24 protein-coding genes are annotated in these 25,671 nt (G+C 54.8%); 22 read left to right on the forward strand and 2 right to left on the reverse strand.

What is annotated here, in order from left to right:
- Positions 1-10: 10 nt before the first annotated feature.
- Together V5G20_RS07605 and V5G20_RS07610 are read left to right on the forward strand one after the other, a co-directional pair.
- Positions 11-748, forward strand: coding sequence for a PIG-L deacetylase family protein (locus V5G20_RS07605; protein WP_024983902.1), 738 nt, complete (start codon positions 11-13; stop codon positions 746-748).
- A gap of 44 nt (positions 749-792) precedes the next feature.
- Positions 793-1,497, forward strand: a complete 705-nt coding sequence (locus V5G20_RS07610) for an aspartate/glutamate racemase family protein (protein ID WP_003388920.1) — start codon at positions 793-795, stop codon at positions 1,495-1,497.
- A gap of 112 nt (positions 1,498-1,609) precedes the next feature.
- Here V5G20_RS07610 and V5G20_RS07615 read toward each other — a convergent pair whose 3' ends face one another.
- The gene (locus V5G20_RS07615) at positions 1,610-2,527 is read right to left on the reverse strand and encodes a LysR family transcriptional regulator (RefSeq protein WP_024983904.1); all 918 of its coding nucleotides are present in this window, start codon (positions 2,525-2,527) and stop codon (positions 1,610-1,612) included.
- A gap of 144 nt (positions 2,528-2,671) precedes the next feature.
- On the opposite strand from V5G20_RS07615, the gene V5G20_RS07620 reads away from it, so the two are divergent.
- Positions 2,672-3,145, forward strand: coding sequence for a DinB family protein (locus tag V5G20_RS07620; RefSeq protein WP_003388922.1), 474 nt, complete (start codon positions 2,672-2,674; stop codon positions 3,143-3,145).
- An 80-nt stretch (positions 3,146-3,225) separates the two neighbouring features.
- Here the strand turns inward: V5G20_RS07620 and V5G20_RS07625 are convergent, their stop codons facing one another.
- Positions 3,226-3,609 (reverse strand): winged helix-turn-helix transcriptional regulator, encoded by a 384-nt coding sequence (locus V5G20_RS07625; protein WP_003388923.1) that lies wholly within the window; start codon positions 3,607-3,609, stop codon positions 3,226-3,228.
- A 141-nt stretch (positions 3,610-3,750) separates the two neighbouring features.
- Between V5G20_RS07625 and V5G20_RS07630 the strand changes: the two genes are divergently transcribed.
- The 19 genes from V5G20_RS07630 (at position 3,751) to nagA (ending at position 25,270) form a co-directional block, all read left to right on the forward strand.
- The gene (locus V5G20_RS07630) at positions 3,751-4,269 is read left to right on the forward strand and encodes a DJ-1/PfpI family protein (RefSeq protein WP_003388924.1); all 519 of its coding nucleotides are present in this window, start codon (positions 3,751-3,753) and stop codon (positions 4,267-4,269) included.
- A gap of 270 nt (positions 4,270-4,539) precedes the next feature.
- Positions 4,540-5,628, forward strand: a complete 1,089-nt coding sequence (locus V5G20_RS07635) for a putative 2-aminoethylphosphonate ABC transporter substrate-binding protein (RefSeq protein ID WP_024983905.1) — start codon at positions 4,540-4,542, stop codon at positions 5,626-5,628.
- Between the two features lie 13 nt (positions 5,629-5,641).
- A complete protein-coding gene (locus V5G20_RS07640) occupies positions 5,642-6,691 on the forward strand; it encodes an ABC transporter ATP-binding protein (RefSeq protein ID WP_172921169.1) in 1,050 nt (349 codons plus the stop codon).
- 77 nt (positions 6,692-6,768) lie between these two features.
- Positions 6,769-8,529 carry a putative 2-aminoethylphosphonate ABC transporter permease subunit gene (locus V5G20_RS07645; RefSeq protein ID WP_422388000.1) on the forward strand — a complete coding sequence of 587 codons (1,761 nt, stop codon included), beginning with the start codon at positions 6,769-6,771 and terminating at the stop codon, positions 8,527-8,529.
- Positions 8,530-8,630: 101 nt separating this feature from the next.
- Positions 8,631-9,428 carry a phosphonoacetaldehyde hydrolase gene (phnX, locus tag V5G20_RS07650; RefSeq protein WP_338463319.1) on the forward strand — a complete coding sequence of 266 codons (798 nt, stop codon included), beginning with the start codon at positions 8,631-8,633 and terminating at the stop codon, positions 9,426-9,428.
- Positions 9,425-10,567, forward strand: a complete 1,143-nt coding sequence (phnW, locus tag V5G20_RS07655) for a 2-aminoethylphosphonate--pyruvate transaminase (protein ID WP_338463320.1) — start codon at positions 9,425-9,427, stop codon at positions 10,565-10,567. The genes phnX and phnW overlap by 4 nt, the downstream gene beginning before the upstream one ends.
- 275 nt (positions 10,568-10,842) lie before the next feature.
- Positions 10,843-11,628, forward strand: a complete 786-nt coding sequence (locus V5G20_RS07660; protein WP_024983910.1) for a DeoR/GlpR family DNA-binding transcription regulator — start codon at positions 10,843-10,845, stop codon at positions 11,626-11,628.
- Between the two features lie 91 nt (positions 11,629-11,719).
- Positions 11,720-12,103 (forward strand): VOC family protein, encoded by a 384-nt coding sequence (locus V5G20_RS07665; protein ID WP_024983911.1) that lies wholly within the window; start codon positions 11,720-11,722, stop codon positions 12,101-12,103.
- A gap of 125 nt (positions 12,104-12,228) precedes the next feature.
- A complete protein-coding gene (locus V5G20_RS07670) occupies positions 12,229-12,891 on the forward strand; it encodes an NUDIX hydrolase (RefSeq protein ID WP_172921168.1) in 663 nt (220 codons plus the stop codon).
- Positions 12,892-12,911: 20 nt separating this feature from the next.
- Positions 12,912-13,979: an NAD(P)H-dependent flavin oxidoreductase gene (locus tag V5G20_RS07675; RefSeq protein WP_024983913.1), complete on the forward strand. Its 1,068-nt coding sequence runs from the start codon at positions 12,912-12,914 to the stop codon at positions 13,977-13,979.
- Between the two features lie 385 nt (positions 13,980-14,364).
- Positions 14,365-15,015, forward strand: coding sequence for a hypothetical protein (locus V5G20_RS07680; RefSeq protein WP_122957881.1), 651 nt, complete (start codon positions 14,365-14,367; stop codon positions 15,013-15,015).
- A 105-nt stretch (positions 15,016-15,120) separates the two neighbouring features.
- Complete coding sequence (locus tag V5G20_RS07685) at positions 15,121-16,503, forward strand: extracellular solute-binding protein (RefSeq protein WP_051925342.1); 1,383 nt, start codon at positions 15,121-15,123, stop codon at positions 16,501-16,503.
- A gap of 107 nt (positions 16,504-16,610) precedes the next feature.
- Complete coding sequence (locus tag V5G20_RS07690; RefSeq protein WP_003388938.1) at positions 16,611-17,495, forward strand: carbohydrate ABC transporter permease; 885 nt, start codon at positions 16,611-16,613, stop codon at positions 17,493-17,495.
- Complete coding sequence (locus V5G20_RS07695) at positions 17,495-18,328, forward strand: carbohydrate ABC transporter permease (RefSeq protein ID WP_003388939.1); 834 nt, start codon at positions 17,495-17,497, stop codon at positions 18,326-18,328. Before V5G20_RS07690 ends, V5G20_RS07695 begins: the two co-directional genes overlap by 1 nt.
- 5 nt (positions 18,329-18,333) lie before the next feature.
- A complete protein-coding gene (locus V5G20_RS07700) occupies positions 18,334-20,202 on the forward strand; it encodes a cache domain-containing sensor histidine kinase (protein WP_031931872.1) in 1,869 nt (622 codons plus the stop codon).
- On the forward strand, positions 20,174-21,772 hold the full coding sequence (locus V5G20_RS07705) for a response regulator (protein ID WP_338463321.1): 1,599 nt from the start codon (positions 20,174-20,176) through the stop codon (positions 21,770-21,772). Before V5G20_RS07700 ends, V5G20_RS07705 begins: the two co-directional genes overlap by 29 nt.
- Positions 21,773-21,786: 14 nt before the next feature.
- Complete coding sequence (locus V5G20_RS07710; protein WP_031931870.1) at positions 21,787-23,403, forward strand: glycoside hydrolase family 3 protein; 1,617 nt, start codon at positions 21,787-21,789, stop codon at positions 23,401-23,403.
- Between the two features lie 30 nt (positions 23,404-23,433).
- Complete coding sequence (locus tag V5G20_RS07715; protein ID WP_024983920.1) at positions 23,434-23,925, forward strand: GNAT family N-acetyltransferase; 492 nt, start codon at positions 23,434-23,436, stop codon at positions 23,923-23,925.
- A 175-nt stretch (positions 23,926-24,100) separates the two neighbouring features.
- Entirely contained in the window at positions 24,101-25,270 is a 1,170-nt protein-coding gene (gene nagA / locus V5G20_RS07720) for an N-acetylglucosamine-6-phosphate deacetylase (protein ID WP_243014031.1), read from the forward strand.
- Positions 25,271-25,671 lie beyond the last annotated feature (401 nt).

The raw sequence follows: 25,671 nt of genomic DNA on the forward strand, positions 1-25,671 counted from the left end.
GGTGAAAAGCATGAAACGATGGATGTTTGTGTTTCCCCATCCCGACGACGAATCTTTTGCATGTGCCGGAACATTGGCAAGGTGCCGGGACGCTGGACATGAAACGTGTCTCGTTTGCGTCACGTCCGGCTGCAAGGGGCGTCCTGGTCCGTTTCCCATCAACTGCCGGGAAGAGCTGGCCCGGCATCGGGAGCAGGAGCTTGCGCGTGCAGCCGACGTTTTGGGGATCGGAAAGCTGGAGCTACTCCGTTATCCGGATGGCGGATTGTCAGCAGTGGAGCCGGAAGAGCTTGCAGAGCGCATTTGCCAGTTGATCGTGGATTGGAAACCAAACGTGGTAGTCACGTTTCCGCCGGACGGCGTGACCGGGCATCCCGATCATATCGCCGCCTCCAATGCTACCGTTGCCGCAGTGGAACGGGCGGAACAGCAACTGCAAAACGGGGAATACCCCTCGCTCTATTTCGTATCCATTCCGCATTACTACGACCATTGCCCCGACAAGGGACCGAGGCCGGCCGTCCCCATTACAGGAAAGGTGGACATCACGCTATACCGTGAACAAAAAGCGGAAGCGCTGCGTGCGCATCAAAGCCAGGAATACTCGGTCAATCGGGCTTATCCGGGCGTAATGAACGGAGACAGCAGCGTAATCGGTTGTTACGAATACTATACACTGGTGCGAGAGAGAGGCAGGGCCGTCACTCCGGTTTCCCCCGAGAAAGAGATTCCCTTGATCCACCTGTAGACTTATACTAAGGGAAAACAAATTGGTGAAGGGGGAGCGGGCTAATGAAGACGATTGGATTGATCGGCGGGATGAGCTGGGAGTCCTCCGCGGTGTATTATCGTTTGCTGAATGAGGCCGTAAAGGCGGAAAGAGGAAATTTGCATTCTGCCAAATGCCTGCTGTTCTCCGTTGATTTCGCAGAAATTGCGCATTTGCAGCATCAGGGAGAATGGGCGGAACTGGGCCGGGAAATGGTGCGTGCAGCCCAAAGACTGGAGGCCGCCGGTGCCGATATGATTGTGCTTTGCACAAATACGATGCACAAGGTCGCGGAGAAGATCGAGACACAGGTCCCGCTTCCCTTTATCCATATCGCTGACGCTACGGCTCACTCCATCAAGGCTGCCGGTTTAACGAGAGTGGGCCTGCTTGCCACCCGTTTTACGATGGAAGAGGAGTTTTACACGGGAAGGCTGAGGGACAAGCACGGCTTGGACGTGCTCATTCCTTCTGCGGAGGAACGGGAAGCCGTGCATGAAATTATTTACACGGAGCTATGCCAGGGAGTAATCCGGGAAGAGTCGAAAGGCAGGTATCTGGAAATAATCCGACGCCTGATCGAGCAGGGGGCCGAGGGAATCATCCTGGGCTGCACGGAAATCGGCCTTTTGATCGGGCAGCAAGACTGTGCCGTGCCCGTTTTTGACACCACCCGGATTCACGCGGAAGCCGCTGTCCGCTACGCTCTCGGGGACGATGCCGAATAAAAAGGAGGGGATGACGCAATCCCCTCCTTTTTTGTGGCAGCCGATTATGGAGAGTCCGCGTTTTCGACCTGTTCGAAAAGCGGCTCAGGCTTTGCTGACCTTATCCGGCAGCTTATGTAACCGATTTGGAGTGTTTTTTGGTATGGGCGATCGCTGTCTGGATATAGGCAGTCAACGTATCGATAAACGTTCGGGCTGCAAATCCCATGTATCTGTCCGAACGATGGACGATACAGATGTCCTGGCAAGGCGTCGGATCCAGAAGCGAGATGATCGCGATCTCTTTTCGGTTGAGATTTTCCAGCAGCAGTCGGGGCAGTACGCATGCACCGATCCCCTGCTCCACCAGTGTGAGCAGAGAGGACAGGGTGGTCGTTTCGATATGCGGCTGCAGACGGAAACCTTCCTGGAGACAATAACGGCTGATCACTTGCCTGACTTGATGATCCGGGGGAAACATCACCATTTTCAAGTGCTGCAGCCCGGCAAAGGGGATCGCTTTTTCCTTGGCGAGCGGGTGGTCTGCACGGATAGCCAAGGCAAATTCTTCGTGAAATAACGGCAGCACGGTCATTCGTTCAGCGGGGGGAGGCGTGGTCGTGACGCCAATGTCGATAGTGCCGCTGATGACCTGCTCCAAAACCTTCGTGGATTCGATGACGGATAAAGACAATTGCGGGTAGGTTCGGTGGAATTCCACAAGCAGAGCATCAAAGAGAAGATCCGCATCTCCGGGCAGAACCCCGATCGTGAGCGTTCCGCCTTGCACATTTTTCATTTCAGCAATGGCGTCGCGGGCATAGGCAAGATGGGAAAAAACATGGCGGCTTTGTTCCAGCAACACTTTCCCTGCTTCTGTCATCGCGATTCTTTTACCCATGCGATCAAAGAGCGGGACGCCTAACTCGCTCTCCAAAAGCTTGATCTGTTGGCTGAGATTGGACTGTGTGGTGCAAAGCTTCTCGGATGCCCTGGAAAAATGCATCTCCTCGCAAACAGCGATAAAGTACTCCAATTGTCGCAGCTCCATGTATCCCTCTCCCCGCAGTTATCATCACTTTCAGTAATCATTATAATCGGAAGCTGGCGATTGTAGAGTTTTTTTGAAAAGGGTACAGTTGTTTTGACAGGAAGCACACAGTCAATAACGGAGAATGAATGGAGGAATGGTCTTATGTCTCAAAACATTGTCAACACCGCAAAATCTGTTCGGCAAATCGTCCTGCACCAGGTTCAATCCATCCCCGAGGAGCTGTTCGATGCTCAACCTCCACAGTTTACCAATACGATCAGATGGAATGTCGGCCATATCGTCTTTTGCCTGGAATCCTTTCTCTCCCTGGGCTTCCCGGACACCTCACGCCTTCCAGAGTCGTATGCTGCCTTGTTCAATACGGGGACGAAGCCGTCCGATTGGACCGCTGAGCCTCCAACAAAAGAAGAGCTTGTCGAGCACTTGTCCGAGCAGCTTGCCCGCATCGCAGAGATAGCTCCCGGCAAGCTCGAGGAACCGCTGAAGTCGCCGGTGGAAATGGGACCGCTCCGTTTTACAACAGTCGGCGAGGTCGTGAACTTTGCCATCGTCCATGAAGCGATGCATTCCTCAACCATTTCCAGCTTGCTGAAAGTCGTGCAATACGGGAAATAAACGCAAGAAAACGCTTGGATGGTCTCCAAGCGTTTTTCCATGTCATGTTCATATGCTTCTATAACGAATGGACGTGTTGCCTAGACCTCGGAAGCATGGATCTGTTGCTTTAAATCCGCCATCCGCTTTTTTCCCCATTCATACATCATCTCGACGATCGGCAGCAGCGTCATGCCGAGCTCAGTCATGGAGTACTCGACCTTCGGGGGAACTTCCGGGTATACCTCTCTATGAACGATCCCGTCTTCCATCAGCTCGCGGAGTTGATTGGTCAACATTTTATGGGATATTTTCGGAAACAGCCTCTGGAGGTCGCTAAACCGATGCGGCCCCTCAACACCCAAGTGCCACAAAATGACGACCTTCCATTTTCCGCTGATGATGGACAGTGTAAGCTCCTTTTCACAATTGAAATCGCCATTTTTGAGCTTTTCCTGAATTTCTTTTCGCAATTTGTCTGACATCGCTTCCTACGCCTCCTTCTCCAATAGTAACATTTTTGTAACCATCGAACAAAAAAGTGCATGCTTCCCGCCATGGGCAAATGACGATAGGATGAGAGTATCTTTTGAACACTTGTTCACGATCAAGGAGGACATTATATCATGGCGAAAAAAGCATTGCTTATCATACCACCAGACCGTTTCAACGAGGATGAGCTGTTCAGACCGAAAGAAGAACTGCAAAAAGCCGGTATCGAAGTGACCGTTGCCAGTACAAAAACGGGTGTGATCACAGGAGACAACGCGGGAAAAGCGGAAGCCGAGGTCATCTTCTCGGAAGTGTCGGCAAGCGACTATGATGTCGTAGCGGTGATTGGCGGTTCCGGAACCATCGACCATCTGTGGGGAAACCAGGAGCTGATCAGCTATTTGAAACAAGCGTATGACCAGAACATTCTCGTTTCCGGCATCTGCGCAGGTTCGGTAGTGGTCGCAAAGACAGGCTTGCTTTCCGGGCGCAAAGGTACGTGCTACCCTGTTGACGTGATGATCTCCGAGCTGGCTGCAAACAACGTAGAGTACGTAGCCGAGCACGTTGTGGCACACAAAGACGTGATTACGAGCGACGGTCCAGACGGAGCTGTGGAATTTGGACAAAGCCTGGTGAAAGCATTGGCCTAAGCTGGCTAGTCCAGGTTTGTGTCGAAATCCGGTAAAAAACGTAAAGACTGTCTCTCGAAAACCAGATAAGGCAGCAAGCTATCGGCCAGCTTCAAACATGTTTGTGCATGTTTGGGGCTGGTCTTTCTTTAATTGGTCAACTAAGTTACAATAAAAAACAACAAAAACAAAGTAAAAACAATTTCTTAATACTTGATTCACACGTGATTTACAAACAGCCCGTATCATGAGAGGTGATGAAAGGTTCTGAAAAGAGAGGGAGAGGTTCATATGATGCGTTGGTTCCATCCTTTGCTTGCGTCCTTGTTGCTGCTTCCTGTCGCCGCAGGTTGCGGTCAGGCTTCAGGGACACAAACACAATCACAGCAATCCACAGTCTCTGCAGGAGGTGCAGCATCAGGCTCATCCGAGCTCACCGTCTACACGGCGTTAGAAGATGACCAGATCAAGTCGTATCTGGAATCCTTCAAGCAGAAGCACCCGGAGACAAAAATCAATATCGTCCGCGATTCTACCGGCGTGATTACCGCCAAGCTCTTGGCGGAAAAAGACAATCCGCAGGCTGACGTGATCTGGGGAGTAGCGGCTACCAGTCTGCTGGTGCTGGATCAGCATGGCATGCTGGAAGGGTACTCGCCGAAAGGAATCGAGCGGGTCGCTCCCGAGTTCAAAGACACGCAGGAGCCGGCCCATTGGGTAGGCATAGATGCCTGGGAGACTGCGTTTGCTGTGAATACGGTTGAGCTGGCGAAGAAGAACCTCCCCATTCCGCAGTCCTACGAAGACCTGATCAGGCCGGAGTACAAGGGAATGATCGTCATGCCCAATCCGGCATCGTCGGGCACCGGCTACCTGACTGTTTCCGCCTTGCTCCAATTGAAGGGCGAGGAAGAAGGCTGGGCCTATCTGGACAAATTGCATGAAAACATGGCTGTCTATACCCACTCCGGCTCCAAGCCGGCAAAAATGGCTGCTTCCGGCGAGTACCCGATCGGCATTTCGTTTGGCTACCGCTCCATTACCGAAAAGCAAAAGGGAGCGCCGGTCGAAGTCGTCTTCCCGAAAGAGGGCTCGGGCTGGGATGTGGAAGCAAACGCCCTGGTGAAAAAGCAAACGATCAAACCGGCAGCAAAGCAATTTCTGGACTGGGCGATTTCTGATGAAGCGATGAAGGAGTACAACAAGAACTTTGCCATCGTCAGCGTCAAAGGGGCAAGCAGCCAGATTCCGGAGGGCTATACGGTCGATCCGCTGCAGCAATTGATCAAAAACGACCTGAAAAAATCGGCTGAGAACCGCGACAAGGTGCTGGCTGAGTGGGAGAAGCGTTTCAACCAAAAAAGCGAGCCTGCGAACTAAGAGGAGTGCGAACATGACACAATCCTATTTATCCATCCAGGGCGTGAGCAAGCGTTTTGGATTGTACACCGCGCTCGAGCATGTTTCCTTTGCCATCAGCCAGCATGAATTTATCTGCCTGCTCGGCCCCAGCGGCTGCGGAAAATCAACGCTGCTGCGGATTTTGGCCGGACTGGAGCAGCCGACGACAGGCCGCATCGAACTGCACGGACAAGATATTACCACCCGCCCCCCGGCGGAGCGGGGAACCGCGATGATGTTTCAATCCTATGCCTTGTTCCCGAACCTGACCGTTGCCGAGAACGTCGCGTTTGGCTTGCGGGAGAAAAAATGGATGCGGACCGCCATCAAGGAAAAGGTGGCGGAGGTACTGGCGATGGTCGATCTGGAGCAGGCGGGAGGCAAATATCCGGCCCAGCTCTCTGGCGGTCAGCAGCAGCGAGTGGCTTTAGCCCGGGCCATTGCGCTCGCCCCCGATGTGCTGCTGCTGGACGAGCCGTTGTCCGCGCTGGACGCCAAGGTCCGTCAAAAGCTCCGCCGCGAGATTCGGCGTCTTCATGAAGAAACAGGCATGACTACGATCATGGTTACCCACGATCAGGATGAAGCTTTGACCATGGCCGATAAAATTGTCGTGATGGACCACGGGGAGGTGGTTCAGATCGGGACGCCGGAAGATGTGTACAATCGGCCGGGCAGCCCGTTTGTCGCCGATTTCATCGGAGCGATCAACTTTTTTGAGGGAACCCGTTTTGTCGGTCATCTCCCGGATGCAAACGCGCTTTTGGCGATTCGTCCCGAGCATGTTCGTCTGCTGGATCACGAGACGGAGTGCGGTATCCCTGCCGTCGTCGAAAGCGTAGAGTTCCGCGGTTCGTTTTACCGCTTGTTTTTGCAAGTGCAGGATGAGCAGGAAGCAACAATTCCTCTTCGCCTGACGATTGATTTGCCTGCCGCATCGGCGCAGCGAATGAGAGTAAAGCGTGATCAAAAGGTACTGCTGGAGCTTCCCCTGGAAAAGCTGCTGGTATTTGAACGGGACGCTTGGAAGGGTGCAGGGTGAGGAAAATGGAGACATTGCTGCACGCAAAAAGGGAAGCGGACAAGGCCAAGCAGGAGGGGACCCGTGAAGACCTGCGCATGGATGTGGACAGCAGCGCCCGCAATAGCGCCAGCAAGGAAACGATCTTCGATGCGGGGAGCCAGGGGAAAGCGATAAAGAGGGGCGGGATCGACAAAGCCTGGCAAAAGGGCGTCCTTGCCTTGCTCGTTATGGTCCTGGGGGTCGTTGTGCTGTGGCCCTTGCTGACATTGTTTGTCCGAGCCTTTTGGGACGAACAGGGACACTTTGCAGGCCTTTCCAATTTCATCGCCTATTTTTCCACACCGTCGCTCGTCCAGTCTTTTACCAATACGCTGTACATCTCATGCATGACGACGATTTTGGCGGTTGCGCTCGCTTTTTTGTTTGCCTACGCCTTGACACGCACCAGGATGAAGGGCAAGGCGTGGTTTCGTTCCATTGCTCTCTTGCCGCTGTTTGCCCCGACGATGATGCACGGGATCGGGCTTACCTATCTCTTTGGCAATCAAGGGTTGATCACGACCGGAATTTTCGGGCTGCTGCCGTTTTCCTGGGATATGGAGCTGTACGGTGCCACCGGGATCGTGCTCGCGGAAATCGTCTACGTGTTTCCGCAAGCCTACCTGATTTTGGCCGTCTCGCTGGCCTTTGCCGACTACCGCCTGTACGAGGCGGCCGATACCCTCGGAGCGCGAGGCTGGCGAAAGTTTTGGACAGTTACCATCCCCGGCGTCAAATACGGCTTGATCAGCTCGGCTTTTGTTTCGTTTACACTGTCATTCACCGATTTTGGGGCGCCCAAAGTCGTAGGCGGGCAGTATTCCGTATTGGCGACAGATGTGTACAAACAGGTGATCGGCCAGCAAAACATGACGATGGGAGCGACCGTCGGCCTTTTGTTGATCGCGCCTGCCCTGCTGGCCTTTGTCGTGGACCGGATCGTGCAGCGAAAGCAAAACGCTGCTGTCACGTCCAAGTCGCTGCCCTATCAGATCAAGGAAAACAAGCTTCGTGACACGCTATTCTTTCTCTATTGCCTGGGAGTCACCAGTCTGCTGCTGCTCTTGATGGGAGCGGTCGTCCTGGCGTCGTTTATCAAGGTATGGCCGTATAACCTGACCTTTACTCTCGGCCATTACGACTTCTCGCAGGCAGCGGGAGCGGGGATGGAAACCTTGTACAACAGTGTGAAAATCGCCCTCTGGACGGCCGGAATCGGGACAGTCTTCACCTTTGTCGCGGCTTACGTCCTGGAGAAAATGCAGGTATGGAACAGGCTTCGCCAGGCAGGCTACTTTTTGTCCGTGCTGCCGCTCGCTTTGCCGGGCCTGGTCATTGGGCTTGCGTACATTTTCTTTTTCAACAATCCGGCGAATCCTTTGCACAGTATGTACGGAACGATCTGGATACTGGTGCTGGCCAATGTCGTTCACTTTTTCTCCGTGGCCTTCATTACGGCCACGACTGCACTGAAAAAGCTGGACCCGGAATTCGAATCGGCTGCGGAATCGATGGGAATTCCCCAGTACAAAACGTTTTGGCGAGTTACTGTGCCGCTCTGCCTGCCCGCTATCATCGAGATGGCTGTCTACTTCTTTATAAATGCGATGGTCACGATCTCGGCGGTGGTCTTCCTCTACGCGGCAGACTTCAAGCTGGCCTCCGTGGCGATCGTCAATATGGACGATGCCGGAGACGTTGCCCCGGCTGCCGCCATGTCCGTCCTGATCGTCGTGACCAATATCATCGCCCGCGGCTGCGCAGAGTGGATTTCGTTTCTTCTGAAAAAGCGGACAAACAGATGGCAGGAAAGATAACGTGTAAAAACATGCTGTCCACTAAGGCATTGCATCCAGCAGCGCCGTTCCAGTTGACAGGACTTTTATGTACGAGATAACGCGAGAAAGCTGGTGAACATGTGTTGAAAGCAGTTGTGTTTGATTGGGCGGGAACAATGATTGACTACGGTTGTTTTGCACCGCTCGCCGTATTTATCGAGGTATTCAAGCGACAGGGGATCGATGTAACGCCGGAGGAGGCCCGCGAACCGATGGGCTTGCTGAAGCGCGATCACATCCGGGCGATCTGCGGGATGGAGCGGATTTGCACCCAGTGGGAAAAGCTCTATGGCAAGAAGCCGGAAGAGACGGATGTGGAAGCCTTATATGCAGAGTTTGAGCCGATGATGTTTACCGTCTTGGAAAAGTATTCGCTGCCGGTCCCGGGAGCGGTGGAATTGGCAGAGCGGCTGCGCGAGCGCGGCTTGAAGATAGGCTCAACGACCGGTTATACCGCAGAAATGATGAAGATTGTGGCAGCAGCAGCCGGGGAGCGCGGATATGCGCCAGATGCGATTGTCGCTTCCGACGAAGTGCCCGCCGGCCGGCCGGAGCCATGGATGTGTTATGAAAATGCAAAGCTGCTGGGAGTCTATCCGATGAGCGCAATGGTAAAGGTAGGCGACACCGTAAGCGATATACGAGAGGGAAAAAATGCCGGCATGTGGACGGTCGGAGTCGTGAAAGGCGGGAGCGAGCTGGGCTGGTCGCGTGAACAGGTGGCAGAAGCCGATCCGGTCTTGCTTGCACAAAAAGCCGCAGAAGCAGCAGAGCGATTCAAACAGGCGGGTGCACACTTCATCATTGATGAAATCGGCAAATTGGACGAGGTGCTGGATCAAATCGAAGACCGTCTGGCGCGTGGTGAAAAGCCATGACAGCTAGGAAAAGCGAGCTGCTCGCCATTAAAGAAAGCGGACCGGATAATCCATATCTGCTGCTGACGCCGGGACCGCTGTCCACCTCGCCGAGCGTCCGTGCCTCCATGCTCCGCGACTGGTGCACCTGGGACGACGATTACAACCAATTGGTCCAAAGCATCCGCTGCAGGCTTGTTTCTCTGGCTGCCGCGAAGCCGGACGGCTATACGTCTGTCCTGATTCAGGGCAGCGGAACCTTTTGCGTGGAAGCGGTGATCAGCTCGGCTGTCCCAAAGGACGGCAAGCTGCTTGTATTGACCAATGGCGCCTACGGAGACCGCATCGCCAAAATCGCAAACGTGCACGGGATTCCGATGGCGAGGATGGCCTTCGGGGAAATGGAGCCGGTGAACCCGGACAGCCTCGCGGAAAAGCTGGAACAAGATACGGCGATTACGCATGTAGCCGTCGTTCATTGCGAGACGACGACGGGGATGCTCAATCCGCTTGAACAAATGGCGCATGCCGTGAAGCGTTTCAACAAGATCCTGATCGTCGATGCGATGAGCAGCTTCGGCGGAATACCTCTCGACGCGGCAGAGCTGGGGGCTGATTTTCTCGTCAGCAGCGCTAACAAGTGCATCCAGGGCGTCCCCGGATTTGGCTTTGTCATCGCCAAAACGGCGTCGCTAGAGGCGTGCAAAGGACAGGCGCGCTCCCTCTCGCTCGATCTGTACGACCAGTGGGAAACGATGGAAAAGCAAGGCGGAAAGTGGCGGTTTACCTCTCCGACCCACACCGTTCGGGCTTTTTATCAGGCGCTCGTGGAGCTGGAGCAAGAGGGAGGCGTCGGAGCGAGAAACAAGCGCTATGCGGACAACCAGCGCCTGCTCGTTGAAGGAATGGAGGGCCTCGGCTTTTCCTGTCTGCTTCCGGCTCGCTGGCAGTCGCCGATCATCACCTCGTTTCGCTATCCCGATCACCCGGAGTTCCGCTTTGAAACGTTTTACGAACGCTTGAAACAGGCCGGGTTTGTCATCTATCCGGGGAAAATTTCGCAGGCGGAGACCTTCCGCATCGGGAATATCGGAGAAGTGTACGCCGAAGACATCGACAGATTGGTCCAGGCTGTTAAAGCCAGTATGTATTGGCGGTAAGAAGAGAGAGGCGGCCGTGGCCGCAATAAGGCAATGACTTGGCGAGGCTCCAGGAAATCGGCGGGACAGGGCCAGGAATCCTTGATTGTATCGCCCAATTCCTCTACAATTCTCAGAGAGGGGAAAAATGGAACTGAACGGGTACGATTCAATCGCGAGAGGGCCAAGGACGGAGAAAGGCTGTGCTGGCTTGTCTCGCAGAATCTGATAGAACGGGACAACATACAAAAAGAATTTCCGGATAAATGGTAGAGCGGGGCAGGGGGCGTAACGGCGTGTCGTTGAACGGAGAAGAACGGAAAAAAATCATACTTCAGCTGCTGGATGCACAGGGCAAGGTGCGCACCAACGATTTGGTGGAGGCGCTGCAGGTGTCTTCGGAGTCCATCCGTCGCTATCTGGAAGAGCTGGAGGCGGAAAAGAAGCTGAAGCGCGTGTACGGAGGGGCAGTGAAGCTGCGGCAGGAGAGGGCTGAGCCTTCCCATCTGTCGCGAGAGGTGCTCAGAGCCGAGGAAAAGAAGCGGATCGGACGAGCGGCGGCAGCTCTGGTGCAGGATCAGGATACGATCATTATCGATGAAGGAACGACGCCATTGCAGATGATCGAATTCCTCGTGGATAGAAAGGAGCTGGTCATTATCACCAGCTCGGTCACTGCTCTTTCCATGCTCGTAAGCTATCAAAATCAGGGACTTCTGTCCGCCGAGCTGTTTTTTCTCGGAGGCAAAGTGAACGCCAAGCACCACCGCGTTGCGGGCCCCTTCGCCGAGAGCATGATGAGCAATTTCTACGTGGACAAAGCCTTTTTGTCCGTTGACGGCATCATGATGGACAGGGGGATCACCTGCTACGAGCTGGAGAGGGCTTTGCTTGCCAAGCGGTATATCGAGCATGCCAGTGAAGTGATCGTCATGGCCGACCATTCCAAAATCGGTACGAGCACCCTGTGCCAGGTGTCCGATCTGTCTGCGATCGACATGGTGATCTGTGATGAAGCGGCGCCGGAGGAATGGCTGTCCGACCTTGAGATGAACCGTGTAGCATGGATAAAAGCGGAATAACAGGTAAACGAAATCAAAGAGACGTGGTATCCTGAAACTAGGAGACTTCGTCTTTTTCTTTGGGCCACGAACCGCGATGGGAGGAAGAGAGATGATAGACAGACTGGACCATCTTGTGCTTACCGTAGCAGATGTAGAGGCAACCTGTGCATTTTATGAAAAGGTGCTGGGCATGACGGTTGTGACGTTTGGCGGTGGGAGGTTTGCGTTGCAGTTTGGACGGCAAAAAATAAATCTGCATCAAGCCGGGCAAGAGTTTGAGCCCAAGGCCAACAAAGCTGTTCCGGGTTCTGCCGATCTTTGTTTGATCGCTTCTGTTCCGCTGGAGCAGGTCATGGCACATCTGGAGACGTGCGGAGTCCCGATATTGGAAGGGCCGGTAGACAGAACGGGTGCTGTCGGGAAGATCCGCTCGGTCTATTTGCGCGATCCCGATCAAAATTTAATTGAAATATCGGTTTACATAGAGGCCTAGCTGCAGGTCATTCCGATCACAGCAGGACAGACAGAAAGGAACGGCTTGTAACCGGGGTGGAGTATGATCGTCCCAGCTCTATTACCCATGTTTTTCAGGCTGCATGAAATGGAGGCTTGAATCAAATGGCGGACGGAACAAACAGGAATATGGACAAAACGATTGCCGAAGTGGAAGCGGTACTGGGCAAGCACAGGCCGGGAATTATGGGAGAACAGGATTTCTCCCGTTTCAGCGTACTGGTCCCGCTGGTCAGAGGGGAAGATGGGCAATTGTGTGTGCTGTTTGAAAAACGGGCTGCAACGATGCGCAGACAAGCCGGGGAAATCTGCTTTCCCGGCGGCCGGATCGACCCGGAGGATGCGTCCGAGTGGGATGCCGCACGCAGGGAGACGAGCGAGGAGCTGGGATTGCCTCTGGAACAAATTCATTTCGTCGGCATGCTCGATACGCTGGTCACCCCTGCATCCTGTATATACCCCTTCGTTGGATTTCTGGATTCCCTTGAGGAGCTGCATCCGAATCCTGCGGAAGTAGGCGAAGTGTTTTTGGTGCCGCTGGCAGAATTGCTTGCAACAAGCCCTGATATCTACCAGGCGAAAATACGGGTCGAGCCTGGCCCGGATTACCCCTACCACCTCATACCGGGCGGAGAAGACTACCCGTGGCGGTTTGGCTCTGTCTCCCACTACTTCTACCAGCTTAAGGGACGGGTCGTGTGGGGGATGACAGCACGGATTCTGACTCATTTTATCGATTTGCTGCGACGGGCAAAAGAGCAGGAATGACCAGAGAGGAGCGAGCATGTATGTGGACCGGCAACGAAGTGACAAGCAAACTCGGAATCAAACTGCCGATCATCCAGGCGGGGATGGCGGGAGGAACGACGACTCCGCAGCTGGTTGCAGCCGTCTCTCAGGCTGGCGGACTGGGCACGCTGGGAGCGGGCTATATGAGCGGCGAGCAGATTCGCACAGCGATTCGGGCCATTCGCGAACTGACCGACAAGCCATTTGGCGTCAATCTGTTCATTCCGGAAGAAGAGACAGGCAAAACAGTCCCGGGCGAAGCAGTCCGGCAGATTATGAATGAAACGAGGCGCCGTCTGGGCATCCCCGAGGACCCGGAGCTGGGAAAGGTAGCAGAGCCGTTTGAAGAGCAGATGGCCGCTGTGCTGGAAGAGCGGGTGCCTGTGTTCAGCTTTACCTTTGGCCTTTTGGACAAAAGATGGATGGCTGCGTGCAAGCAGCGCGGAATCGTCGTCATCGGCACAGCCACGACAGTACGGGAGGGCGTGGCCCTGGAAGCGAGCGGCGTGGACATGGTGGTTGCCCAGGGAAGCGAAGCAGGCGGGCACCGCGGCTCGTTTTTGCCGGATTCGCCGGACAATCTCGTCGGATTGATGGCGTTGGTTCCGCAAATGGCAGACCGGCTTTCCATTCCGGTCATTGCCGCTGGCGGCATTATGGACGGCAGAGGAATCGCCGCTGCCTTCATGCTGGGAGCGCAGGCCGCTCAGCTGGGAACTGCGTTTCTCCTTACGGAAGAGAGCGGCGCCCATCGCTTGCACAAGCAGGCGGTGCTGTCGGCCAGTGACGAGGCAACGGTCCTGACCACGGCCTTTTCCGGAAAGGCGGCCCGCGGCGTAACCAATGAGTTCATGCAGCTGCTCGCCCCGTACACGGAAGAAATCCCGGCGTATCCGGTGCAAAACGCTTTGACCCGCGATATCCGCCAGGCGGCATCCAAGCAGGAGAGAAGCGAATTTCTCTCGATGTGGGCCGGGCAGGCCGGGGCGCTGGGCAGAGCGATGAGTGCGGAAGAGCTGGTGCGCAAGCTGGTGGAAGAGACGGAAGAATTGTTGGGGAAGCGGTGAGCCACCCTTTTTTGAGCTGTCAGCCGGCGGCGGATGCAAAATTGTAAGGATGGTGGCCGGTGTCCCGAAAGTCTCTCGGGTTCTCACTGTTGGACCTATCGGGCAAGGATTTATCGGACAACGAATACACGAATGGCTTCGCCGATTGACCAGGCGAAGCTTTTTTCTACTTTGTAAAAGTCTAATTTCGCTAACGCGATAGAGGGTGAAAGTATAAGTGCAACTAAGACCACGCCAAAAAGCTTGGCGTAGCCAAGTTTTCTAATTCCCTGCCGGCAAATCCGACATACTCTCAGCCATCGGTCAATTGTTTCGCGGATGGTTATTGGTTACAATGGATTCGTTCTTGTGGACAGATTTACGGGAGACAAAGGAGACAAAGTCGATGAAAAAATGGCTCGGACTTATTCTTGTAGCTGGATTGGCCGTTTCGGCAGCGGCTTGCACGCCGGTAGAGAAGGCACCGGAGGCAGCCATGCAAGTGAAGCCGGTCGATTTATTTGCAGGCGATGCGCAAAAATTCAAACCGTTCTTGGGACTGATGTCCGGCGCGGTTCAAGTAAAATATCGCGGAAAGAGCAACGAGATCAAAACTACGCTGGAAGTATGGGAATACGGCAAAAAGACGCAGACCCTCGGAGAGCTTGGGGAAAGCATCAGGGACAAAGATGGAAAAGAGGGCAAAGAAGAGCAATACAGCTTTGACGGGGAAGCGATCTTTTCCGTAAAGGGCAGCCAGGGAGAGGACCCGAACAAGACGCATTATGAAATCACGGTTGCCCTCATCGATAAAAACGGCTCAACCAGCAGTCAGCTTGATTGGGTCGTGGATGCCAAGCAGGTCGCCAGCAGTCCGATCGAGCTGGCAGAAGAGCTGAATTTGCAGGAAGGCGAGCGTGCCGCGGTATGGGGCATGCAGGCGACTGATGAACAAGTCATCAAGACCGTTGATTTTACACCGGAATCATTAAAAAATGCGAAATGGGCATTGCTCGTTTTCATGTCGGCCGGGTCTGAGGAAACACCAGCGCCGTAGAGTTTTTTCCCCCTGTTTGTAAAGAAATTTCGACCTACCTGCCAAAAATTTTCAAATCTATAATGATCGTACAAAGGCAAAATCAGGAAAAAAGGGGGGTCTGAAATGAAACAGGCAATGAAACATGCATGGAAACAGGCGGGAGCCCTGTTGTTGATGTCATCGATGCTGGTCGTCGCCGCCTGTAGCAGCGGCGGCGGTGCCAGCACAAGCACACAGCCGCAGGCGCCGGCAGGTTCGACGACACCTGCCGACAATTCTGGAAGCGCTGTCAAAAAGGAAGTCACCCTTTCGCTCAGACATACGCAAATCAAGGAGACCAGCAAAACGAGACTGAAGATTCTGGAAGATGTCGTCAAAAAGACAGAAGAAAAAAATCCGGGTCTGAAAATCGAGCTGGAAGGCATGGATGAAAACGTCAACCGCGATCAAAAGCTGAAGGCGGAGATGGCGGCAGGGAATCCGCCGAAAATCTTCGAGATGTTTGGCGGAGCCGATACGAAGCTGTACGTCAAGGCAGGAAGACTGCTTGATTTGACTGACTTTCTGGTCGAATCGGGCTTGAAAGACAAGTTTGTCAACCTCGAAGAGTTCACGGTCGACGGCCGCGTCTACGGTCTGCCGATAGGCGGGTACGCCGAAGGATTTTTCTACAACAAAAAGCTGTTTGCCGAGCTGGGTCTCAGCGTCCCGAAGACATGGGATGAATTTATCGCTGTAAATGAAAAGCTGAAGGCAGCGGGAAAAGTGCCGCTTGCCCTGGCGGCCAAGGACGGCTGGGTCAACGCGATGCTGTTCAACACGATATTGGAACGAAATGCCGGGATGCCGGCCATCGAAGGGCTGGTCAGCGGCACCCACAAGTGGACTGATCCGGAAATGGTGAAGGCACTTTCCGACTATGCCTCCCTGGTGAATGCCGACTACTTTACCAAAGGGGCGCTCGGCTTGCCATACTCCGATCAGGGAGCCCAGTTCCTGCGCGGAGAGGCCGGCATGGTCTTCACCGGAAGCTGGGATGCCACTCGCTACAGCGGCGACGAGGCGGGCGATCTGAAAGGGCAGATCGGTTTCTTCCCCTTCCCGGCGGTCAGCGGAGGAAAGGGCGACCAGACCTCGATCAACGCTGGTTACTCCAACGGCTTCGGCTTCTCCAAAGACCTGACCGAGGAGCAAAAACAGATGGTCTATGCCTTTATCAAGGAGCATTTCAACGAAGAGGTGCAAAAACGGATGCTGGTCGAGGATCGGGTGCTCCCGTCGATGAAGCTGAGCGATCTGTCCGGTGCCGATCCATTGATTACCGAGGTCATCCAGACGATCAACAACGCCAGCAGCACCTGGAGAGCGTATGATGCTGTCGTGCAGCCGCCGGTCAAGCTTGCCGTGGAAAATTCCCTGCAGGAGCTGATCGGCAAGGTGAAAACGCCGGAGCAGGTAGCAGAGCGCCTGCAAAAAGAGCAGGACAAGGCCAATCAGAGCAAATAAGCATTCCAAAAGGCCATAAATCAGCATGAAAAGAGGAGCCACTTCGCCCAGTCAAGTGGCTCCCTCTCTTACCCGATCATGCTTACTGGTGAATATGGAGGCATAAAATGAACAACGTGTTGACAAGGCCGTGGCTTTTTCTTATGTTTTTGCTACCAGCAATTGGGTTGTACGTTGTATTTATGGGAATTCCGCTGGTACAGTCTCTCTATTACGCCTTTTTCCAATGGGACGGCGTAACGGAGATGACCTTTGTCGGACTGGACAACTTCGCCGGGCTGCTCGAAGATGAAGTATTTCGCCGCTCATTTTTCAACAACGTGTCCTTTATCCTGTTCAGCACCTTCATCTCCATGCCGATCATCGTGGCTGTCGCTCTGCTCTTGAGCCAGGTGAGACGGTTTCAAACCTTTTACCGTACCGGCGTCTTTCTCCCGACCGTCCTCTCCACGGCGGTGGTAGGGGTCCTGTGGCTTTACATTTACCATCCGGACGCAGGGCTGCTGAACAATTTTCTGCGCCTGCTGAAGCTCGACTCCCTGACCCAGTATTGGCTGTCGGATCCCAAGTGGGCGATGATCAGCGTTTTGGTCGCCAATGCCTGGCAATGGACCGGTTTTTACGTCGTGCTGGTGCTGGCGGCGATACTGGGAGTGCCGCGTGAGCTGACGGAGGCGGCGGAGATTGACGGGGCCAATGTATGGCAAAAAACGTGGTTTATCACGCTGCCGCTGATCCGGCCCGTCCTGGTGGTCATCTTCTTGCTCAATGTTTCCGGCTCGATGAAGGCGCTCGACATCATCATGGTGATGACAGAAGGCGGACCGTTCCAGACGACCGATGTGCTCGCCACCTACATGGTCACGAAGGCATTCCGCGAATACGAATACGGCTATGGAAGCGCGATTGCCGTCGTGATCTTTCTGCTCACGCTGCTGTTTGCCTGGATCATCCAGCGGGCCAACAAAAAAGAGCAGGAGGTGGAGCTCTGATGCGCACCTGGCTGTACCGCCGGAATGTCATTCCCCACATGCTTTTGACTGTATACGTCCTCGTCACCTTGTATCCGCTCGTCTGGCTGGCGATCTCGTCATTGAAGACGCAGCGGGAAATTACAGAAAGCCCCTGGGGACTGCCGTCGAGCTTTCAGTGGCAAAACTACGTGGAAGCGTGGAAGACGGCGAAAGTGAGCACGTATTTCTTCAACAGTCTCTACATCAGCACAGTCTCCTGCATCTTGATCGTCATCATCGGCTCGGCGGCGGCGTTTGCCATCACGCGGATGAATTTCCCCCGGTTGAGCAACTGGGTCTATCAGTTTTTTCTGCTCGGTCTGGTCGTTCCGGGCGGGGCGCTGCTCATCCCGCTCTACCGGCTGCTGCAGGAGATGAAGCTGATCGACACGCACTTGTCCCTGATTTTGATCAACGCCACATTCGCTCTGCCCGTCACGATCTTTATCCTGTCGGCTTTTATGAAGGCCATCCCGAGGGAGCTGGAGGAAGCGGCGATTGTAGACGGCTTGGGCGCGTTCGGCTTGTTTGTGCGGATCATCCTTCCAGTGACGATGCCGGCGATCGTGACCGTATTTATTCTCAACTTTATCAATGTGTGGAACGAATTCATCATGGCACTGCTGTTTCTCTCCAAGGAAACGCTGCGGACCCTCCCTGTCGGCATGTCCGTGTTCAAGGATGCGTTTCAGACAAACTACGCGCTGCTGTCCGCGGCGGTCATGTACAGTGTTGTGCCCGTCGTGATCGTGTACCTCTTTTTGCAGCGAAAAATCATTGAGGGGGTAACGGCGGGCAGCGTGAAAGGATAAGCCGTATGCTGCGTAACCTGCGCCATAAATTGATTGTCGCGTTTATCGGATTTATCATCATCCCGCTCTGCCTGCTCGGGGCAGTCACGTATGTTCTCTCGCAAAACGCCATTCAGCAGCGCTACGGCGAGCATACGGAAGAGACGCTGAAGGCTTTGGGCAGAAATCTCCAGTACGTTTTATCGGAGATTGGCAATGTCTCCGATGCCGGGATCACCAGCCCTGCCCTCCAGCCGTTTCTCACGGCCAACTCAACCTCGCAGGCCAACGAGCTTCTGGAGACGAACGAGGCGGAGATGGCACTGCGCCGCGTTTTTTTCATCCACCCGGCTGTGCAGTACGTAGCGTTGTACCGGCTCGATGGGCGCATGTTCAAAACGTTTCGCCCGCAGGGGCAGACGATTCCGTACGAGACATTTATCCATCATCCGATTGTCGGGCAGGTCATCGAGAAAAACGGCCACCCCGTGTGGATAGGTCCGTATGAACAGCCTGATCTGAGCGCAAACGACAAGGTATTTACGCAGGTGCGTCTCGTCAAGGACATGAACAACTTTGACGACAGGGCCATTCTTCTGATGGAAGTGAAAATAAACGAGCTGCACCGGATGTTTTCCCAGACGCCGCTGTCCTATCGGCAGAACGGCCGCTATCTGATCGCGAACAAGCAGGGGGCGGTTCTGTACGATTCGCGAACGGAGCTGGGCGGCACCAACCTCTTGAGGTCAGCTCCGTTTCAGCCGGATCTGGAGTATCAGAGCTATCGGGGCATGCTGCAGGACGAGGACAGCCTCTTTTCTGTCTACAAGCTGCCCGCGAGCGAATGGTACCTCGTTTCCGTCGCTTCCTGGGCGACTGTCTCCCATGACAGTACGACGATTGCCCGCTGGGTCGGCGGGGTCTTGCTGCTTTCCCTGATCGCCGCACTCCTTTTCAACATGCTGTTCGTCAACAGAATCACCCAGACGATCATTCAGATCGTGCGTTTGATGAAGCGGGCCGAGCGGGGGGACCTCACCGTTCGGGCAAAGCCGTCCGGGGACGACGAGCTGACGAGGCTGGCCGGAGGGTTCAACAGCATGGTCGGAACGATCCAGCATCTGCTGGAGGAGGTGAAGCGGGAGCAGGAGCGAAAAAAGCGGGCGGAGCTTGCACTGCTTCAGGCACAGATTCACCCGCATTTCCTGTTTAACACGCTGGAGTCGATCAATGTACTGGCGATCCAGAATGAAGGGCACAGGGTAAGCCAGATGATTTACCGGCTGGGCAATATTCTCCGCATCAGCATCAGCGACCGGGAGCACATCCCGATCAGGCGCGAGCTGGAGCATTTGCGCAGCTATCTGGAAATTCAATCGTTCCGGTTTGAAAATCTGTTCTCCTACGAAATTCAGATACCTGTTCATTTGTATGAGTACTCGATCCTCAAGCTAACCCTGCAGCCGCTCGTAGAAAACAGCATCCAGCACGGCTTCGAGGGAATCAGCCGGCCCGGATTCATCTCCATTACAGCGGAAGAGAGACAGGACTCGATTGTTCTCACTGTCCGCGACAACGGCAAGGGAATGACCGCAGACCAACTGGCCCTGCTGGCTGAGTCCGGCATGAGGAAGCAAGCGGAAGGGCAGGCAAAGGGGGCTACAGACGGCCGTCTGGCGAGGGACCGGAACGCGGAAAATGTCTCTTTGCAGGGACGCTCGGACCGCCGGGGCCTGGGCGTGGCCAACGTCGCTGACCGGATACGGATTTCCTATGGAAGGGCGTACGGACTCTTTCTGTGCAGCATGCCGGGCGAAGGGACGACGGTGCGGTGCGTGATTCCGAAGTACAGTCAGGAGGAGTTGCATGAGGCTGAACGTCATGCTGGTGGATGATGAGATTCATATTCTGAAAAATTTGAACATGGTCATCCCGTGGGAGATGCTGGATATGCAGGTCGTCTCCCTGGCGCAAAACGGGGCCGAAGCATGGGCCGCCTTTCAGGAGCACCGGCCTGATCTGATTTTGTCCGACATTCGCATGCCGATCATGGACGGAGTCTCTTTGGTCAAGGAAATTCGCGACGCGGGAGAGGCGTGCGAGGTGATCATGCTGACGGGCTTCACCGATTTTGAGTACACCCGCTCGGCGATCCGCTACGGTGTCAAGGACTACATCGTCAAACCGATCAACTATCAGGAGCTGCATGAGGTGATCGAGAGGGTAGGCGGGGAAATCCGCCAGCGCAAGCAGGCCCGCTTGCTGGAGGAAAAAGTGTGGCGGGAGTTTACCGAGCTGGCCAAGCAAAAGTACTTGTTCGATGCGCTGATGGGGCAAGCGGCAGGGCATAGCCATTACACAATCACGGGGAAAACGCAAGCGTGGGGGGAGAAGTATGCAGTGTTCGTCGCCGATCTGGACGATTACCCGCAGCTCGCTCGTCACTGGAGCCATGAGGAACGCAACCTGTGGAATTTTTCCGTGCAAAACGTGCTCCGCGACAGCTTTTCCTCGGTTGTGGGAAAAGAGAGTGCCTTGGTCCTGACAATGCGCGAGGGCGAATGGTGTTTGCTGGCGTTGAGAGAAAGTCCACTGGAGGAAGCGGAGATACGCTCCTGGGCAAGCCGCCTGCAAAAGGCCGTCTCCCAACACCTCGCTTTCTCGATCAGCGTCGGCTACTATACGGAAATTGTTGCCGTGCCGGAGCTTTCCGCTGTCTACCAGCAGGTGAAAAAAGCGATTCACTTCGATCTCGCACGTCACGAGAAGGCGATTTTTGCTGTAGAGCCGGAGACATCGCAAGAAAGCGCCACCGGGTATAACTGGTGGAGTCTTCTCGAAGAGCTGCTGTCCGGTTTGAAGCGGCATGACCTGGCCTCGATCAAGCGGACGCTTTCCCGCATGCGAGATGACCTGCAGCCTACGTCCAGATATTCGCTGACGCGGACGGAGCAAATCCTGCGCTATTATCTGCTCCATCTGGTGCGGGAGATGAAGGACATGCAGATTATCACCGGACAGCTTGAGGAGCTGGTCTGGATGAAGCTGGAGCGGGCGCAGGGGATCAGGGAGCTTTTGCAGGTCATTCATCAGGTCCTGGAGGACAGCATCCGGGAAAGCGTAAAAAAGAAGACCGGCGACGTGCTGATGATCAGGGCGATGGAATACATCCAAAAGCACCTCACCCGGGATTTGGGCGTAGAAGAGGTGGCCGGGCATCTCGGCATCAGCTCCAGCTACTTCAGCCTTTTGTTCAAGCAGCATACGCGGCTCACTTTTGTCGAGTATTTGACACAGCAGCGAATGGAGCGTGCCCGTTTTCTCCTGTCCATGAGCGGAAAAACCATTCATGAAATCAGCCGGGAAGTGGGCTATCCGGACCGGCGGTATTTTTCCAAAGTATTTCAAAGGAACATCGGACTTACGCCGTCGGAATACCGCGAGCAGGCAGCACAAAAAGAATGAGGGAGTGGAGCGAAATGAGAACGATCGGAGATTTGAGCTTGCGAGAAAAAATCGGACAAATGCTGGTGTGCGGCTTTGACGGCCACCAACCGACGGACGGGATTCGCGACTTGATCCGGCAATACGGGCTGGGCAACATCATCTACTTTAGCCGCAATGCCGGCTCGGTAGAACAAGTGCACAGGCTTTCAAGCGAGCTAAAGCAGTGGGCGGCAGAGCACAGCGACATTCCGCTGGGCATCGCAATTGATCAGGAGGGCGGGATGGTAACCCGTGTGACGAACGGAGTCACGCCCTTGCCGGGAAATATGGCCATTGGAGCTACCCGGGATGAGTCTGCCGCTTTTGAATTGGCCAGGATTAGCGGAAGTGAACTTCGTTTATTAGGCATAAATATAAACTTTGCTCCCGCAGTGGATATCAACAATAACCCGCTCAATCCCGTGATCGGCGTCCGCTCCTACGGGGAAACGCCGGAGCTGGTGAGCAGGATGGGGGTTGCGGCGGTTCGCGGCTTCCAGTCGGCGGGGATCGCGGCGACGGTGAAGCACTTCCCCGGACATGGGGATACGAGCGTGGACTCGCATTTTGACATACCAGTTCTCCCGCTTGATCGCAAGCGCTTGGAGCAGCTGGAGCTGGTGCCGTTCAAAAAGGCGGTGGAAGCGGGAGTAGACATGGTGATGACAGCGCATATCGTGCTGCCTGAAATCGAGCCGAAGAAGCTGCCGAGCACGTTGTCTCCCGCAGTCATTACCGGTATTTTGAGAGAAGAATGGGGCTATGACGGCATCGTGATTACCGATTGCCTGGAGATGGACGCGATCGCCGCTCATTACGGTGTGGGGCCGGCTGCCGTCATGGCAGTCGAAGCAGGAGTCGACCTGATCATGGTCAGCCACCGGTACGACCGTCAGCGGGAAGCGTTTGAGGCCCTGCTGCAAGCCGTTATAGACGGCAGAATCTCTGAGGAGCGCATCGACCGATCCGTCACGAGAATCTTGCGGCTCAAGCAGCAGCGAAAGATGGAGGAGGCCATGCTTCCCTGGGAAGCTGTCGAACCCCGGCTGGAAGCAGCGGAAGAGCGGCGGACTGCCGAGCGGATCAGCGAGCAAAGCATCACGGTCGTAAAGGATGAAGGGAAGAACCTGCCGCTGCGGAGAGGAGCGGACACATGCGTCATCTGGCCGGTGGTCAGGGCGGCCAACGACGCGGACGAACGCTACGCGGACAAGGAGACGCTCGCTTCTTACCTGAGCAGTATGGGGATGCAGATTGTTGAAAACGTCGTAGCGACGAACCCGACACCCGAAGAGATCGCACAGGCAGTCGCCTCCAGCAAAGGCTTCGGGCAGGTCATCGTCGCCACGTACAATGCCGCCTTTTTCCCCGGGCAATCCAAGCTGGTCGACGAGCTGCTCGCCGTCCACGGAAAACGGCTGATCGTCGCAGCCATTCGCAATCCGTTTGATTACTCCCTCTTTCCCGAGGCGGGGACGTATGTATGCAGTTATGAAAGCAGACCGCTCGCCATGCAATCGCTGGCACGGGTGCTCACGGGCCGCGTTTCGCCGACGGGAAAGCTGCCGGTCACGCTGTCGACAAACTTTGCCTTCGGCTGGAGAGGGTAGTTGCGTTACAATAGAGGAGGACAAGGATCGATGAACGAATTTCAAGTCAGAGCGATTACACCGGAAGACAGGGGATGGCTGGCGGGCTTTTTGGAACAGCAGTGGGGCAGTCCGCAGATGGTCTACGGGGATCAAGTGTACCATTGCGACCAGCTTCCTGGTTTTGTCGCCCTGTACGGGGAAAAGACAGCGGGCTTGGTTACGTATACAGAGACAGGGGATGGTTGGCAGATCGTCTCCTTGGACAGCCTCCGCGAGGGAATGGGGATCGGCAGTGCCCTCATGCTCGCGGTAGAGCGGGCGGCTATGCAAAATGGAATAAAGCGGATATGGCTTTTGACGACCAATGACAATCTGAACGCGCTGCGTTTTTATCAAAAGCGCGGCTACGAATTGGTCGAGGTACGGCGAAACGCTGTGGAGCAGGCGAGAAGGCTGAAGCCCTCTATTCCCGTGATGGGCACGGACGGCATCCCTTTGCGAGACGAGATCGAGCTGGAGAAGCCGTTGAAGCTGGAATAACTGGTAAAGCTGGAACAGCTAATGAAGCTGGAGGAACCGTTTAAGCCGGAACAGCTGATGAAGCTGGAATACCCGGCGAGGCTAGGGCAAACCGTTTGCTTCCCCGTCAGGCGCAAGTCGCTCACAAGGCAGAAATCGTCTCAACACTAGCAGCATACGCATGGAGGGATACACAATGTCAGATAGATTTGCCCTGCGGGGAAGGGTGGTAGCGAACGGACAGGACATCCTGGACGGACTGGTCGTGGTGAATGGTACTGCCGTTGAGTATGCCGGAACGGCAGACGGGTACGGAAAGGAATGGCCGGAGCAAGTGGAGCGGGTGGAGAACGGCTTTATTTGTCCGGGGTTTGTGGATATGCATATGCACGGGATTGCCGGCAGCGACACGATGGACGGGACTCCTGAAGCGCTGCAGACGATTTCCCGTGCGCTGGCGGGCTATGGCGTCACTTCGTTTTTGGCGACCACGATGACCGCTCCTTATGCTGATTTGGAAAAGGCGATCCGCAATGTGGTGGCAGTATCTCGGCAGGGAATGGACGGAGCATCCATCGTCGGAATTCATCTGGAGGGGCCGTGGATCAACCCGAGGTACAAAGGAGCGCAAAAAGAGGAAAATATCGCAGTCCCCAAGCTGGAAGATGTTCGTCGTTTGCACGAGCTGGCCGATGGTCTTATGAAAGTAGTGACGATCGCACCGGAACAGCCCGAGGCGACCGAAGCGATTCAATGGCTGAAGGAGCAGGGGGTCGTCGTTTCCGCCGGGCATACCGGCGCCAGCTTCGACCAGGCAGGGAAAGCCGTGGAGAGCGGCGTCTGCCACTTCACCCACTGCTTCAATGCGATGACGGGTCTGCATCACCGTGAGCCGGGAGTCGTCGGCGCCGCCATGTATCACGAGCAGCTGAGCACCGAGCTGATCGCCGACGGCGTGCATGTGCATCCAGCCGTCATGCGGATTTTGTACCGCGTCAAATCGGCGGCGCGGCTCGCGCTGGTCAGCGACTCCATGCGCGCGGCCGCATTGGGCGAGGGCACGTACGATCTCGGCGGACAGGAAGTGCATGTCCGCGGTGCGGAAGCCCAACTGGCAGACGGTACCCTGGCCGGGAGCATCCTGACGCTGAACCGCGCCGTGCAAAACATGGTCGTGCTGTCGGGAGTGCCGCTTGCAGAAGCAGTGGCGATGGCATCGGAAACGCCTGCCAACATCCTTGGGCTTGGCACGCAGAAAGGAAAGCTGCAAGCCGGGTTTGACGCAGATCTGGTCGTGCTTGGGGACGATTTTGAAGTGCAATCTACTTATGTAAGCGGAAGGCTTGTTTATCGGGTGCAAAAGTAGAGTGACTGGGCGCTGTTTCCCTTTCTGCTTGGTAAGAGATTGCAGTCCAGTGATTAGCTTAATAGATAACAGTGAAAGACCGCCTAACTTATTAAGCTAAAGGCGGTCTGTTTTTGGGTAAAAATAAACTTTTAGATTTATATATTAACATTAGTCCAATATAGCCTAACTTCGAATGAGTGAAAAAAACAAGACTTGTGCATTCTTGATTAAGGCTCTATTTCGTTTTCAGACGTAAATTGCAGTAGTGTCTGGGCAAAGGTTTCAAAAATCTTATAAAGGCTACTTTATACTCGGAGGGATGCGCGAAACGACTGAAATTGCAAAATAATGACCAAATATGGATTATTATGTAACATTCTCTCTTTTGCAACGTTAATGTAAATAGGAGGTGGTATCTA

Source organism: Brevibacillus borstelensis (assembly GCF_036700025.1).
GTDB classification, from domain to species: domain Bacteria; phylum Bacillota; class Bacilli; order Brevibacillales; family Brevibacillaceae; genus Brevibacillus; species Brevibacillus borstelensis.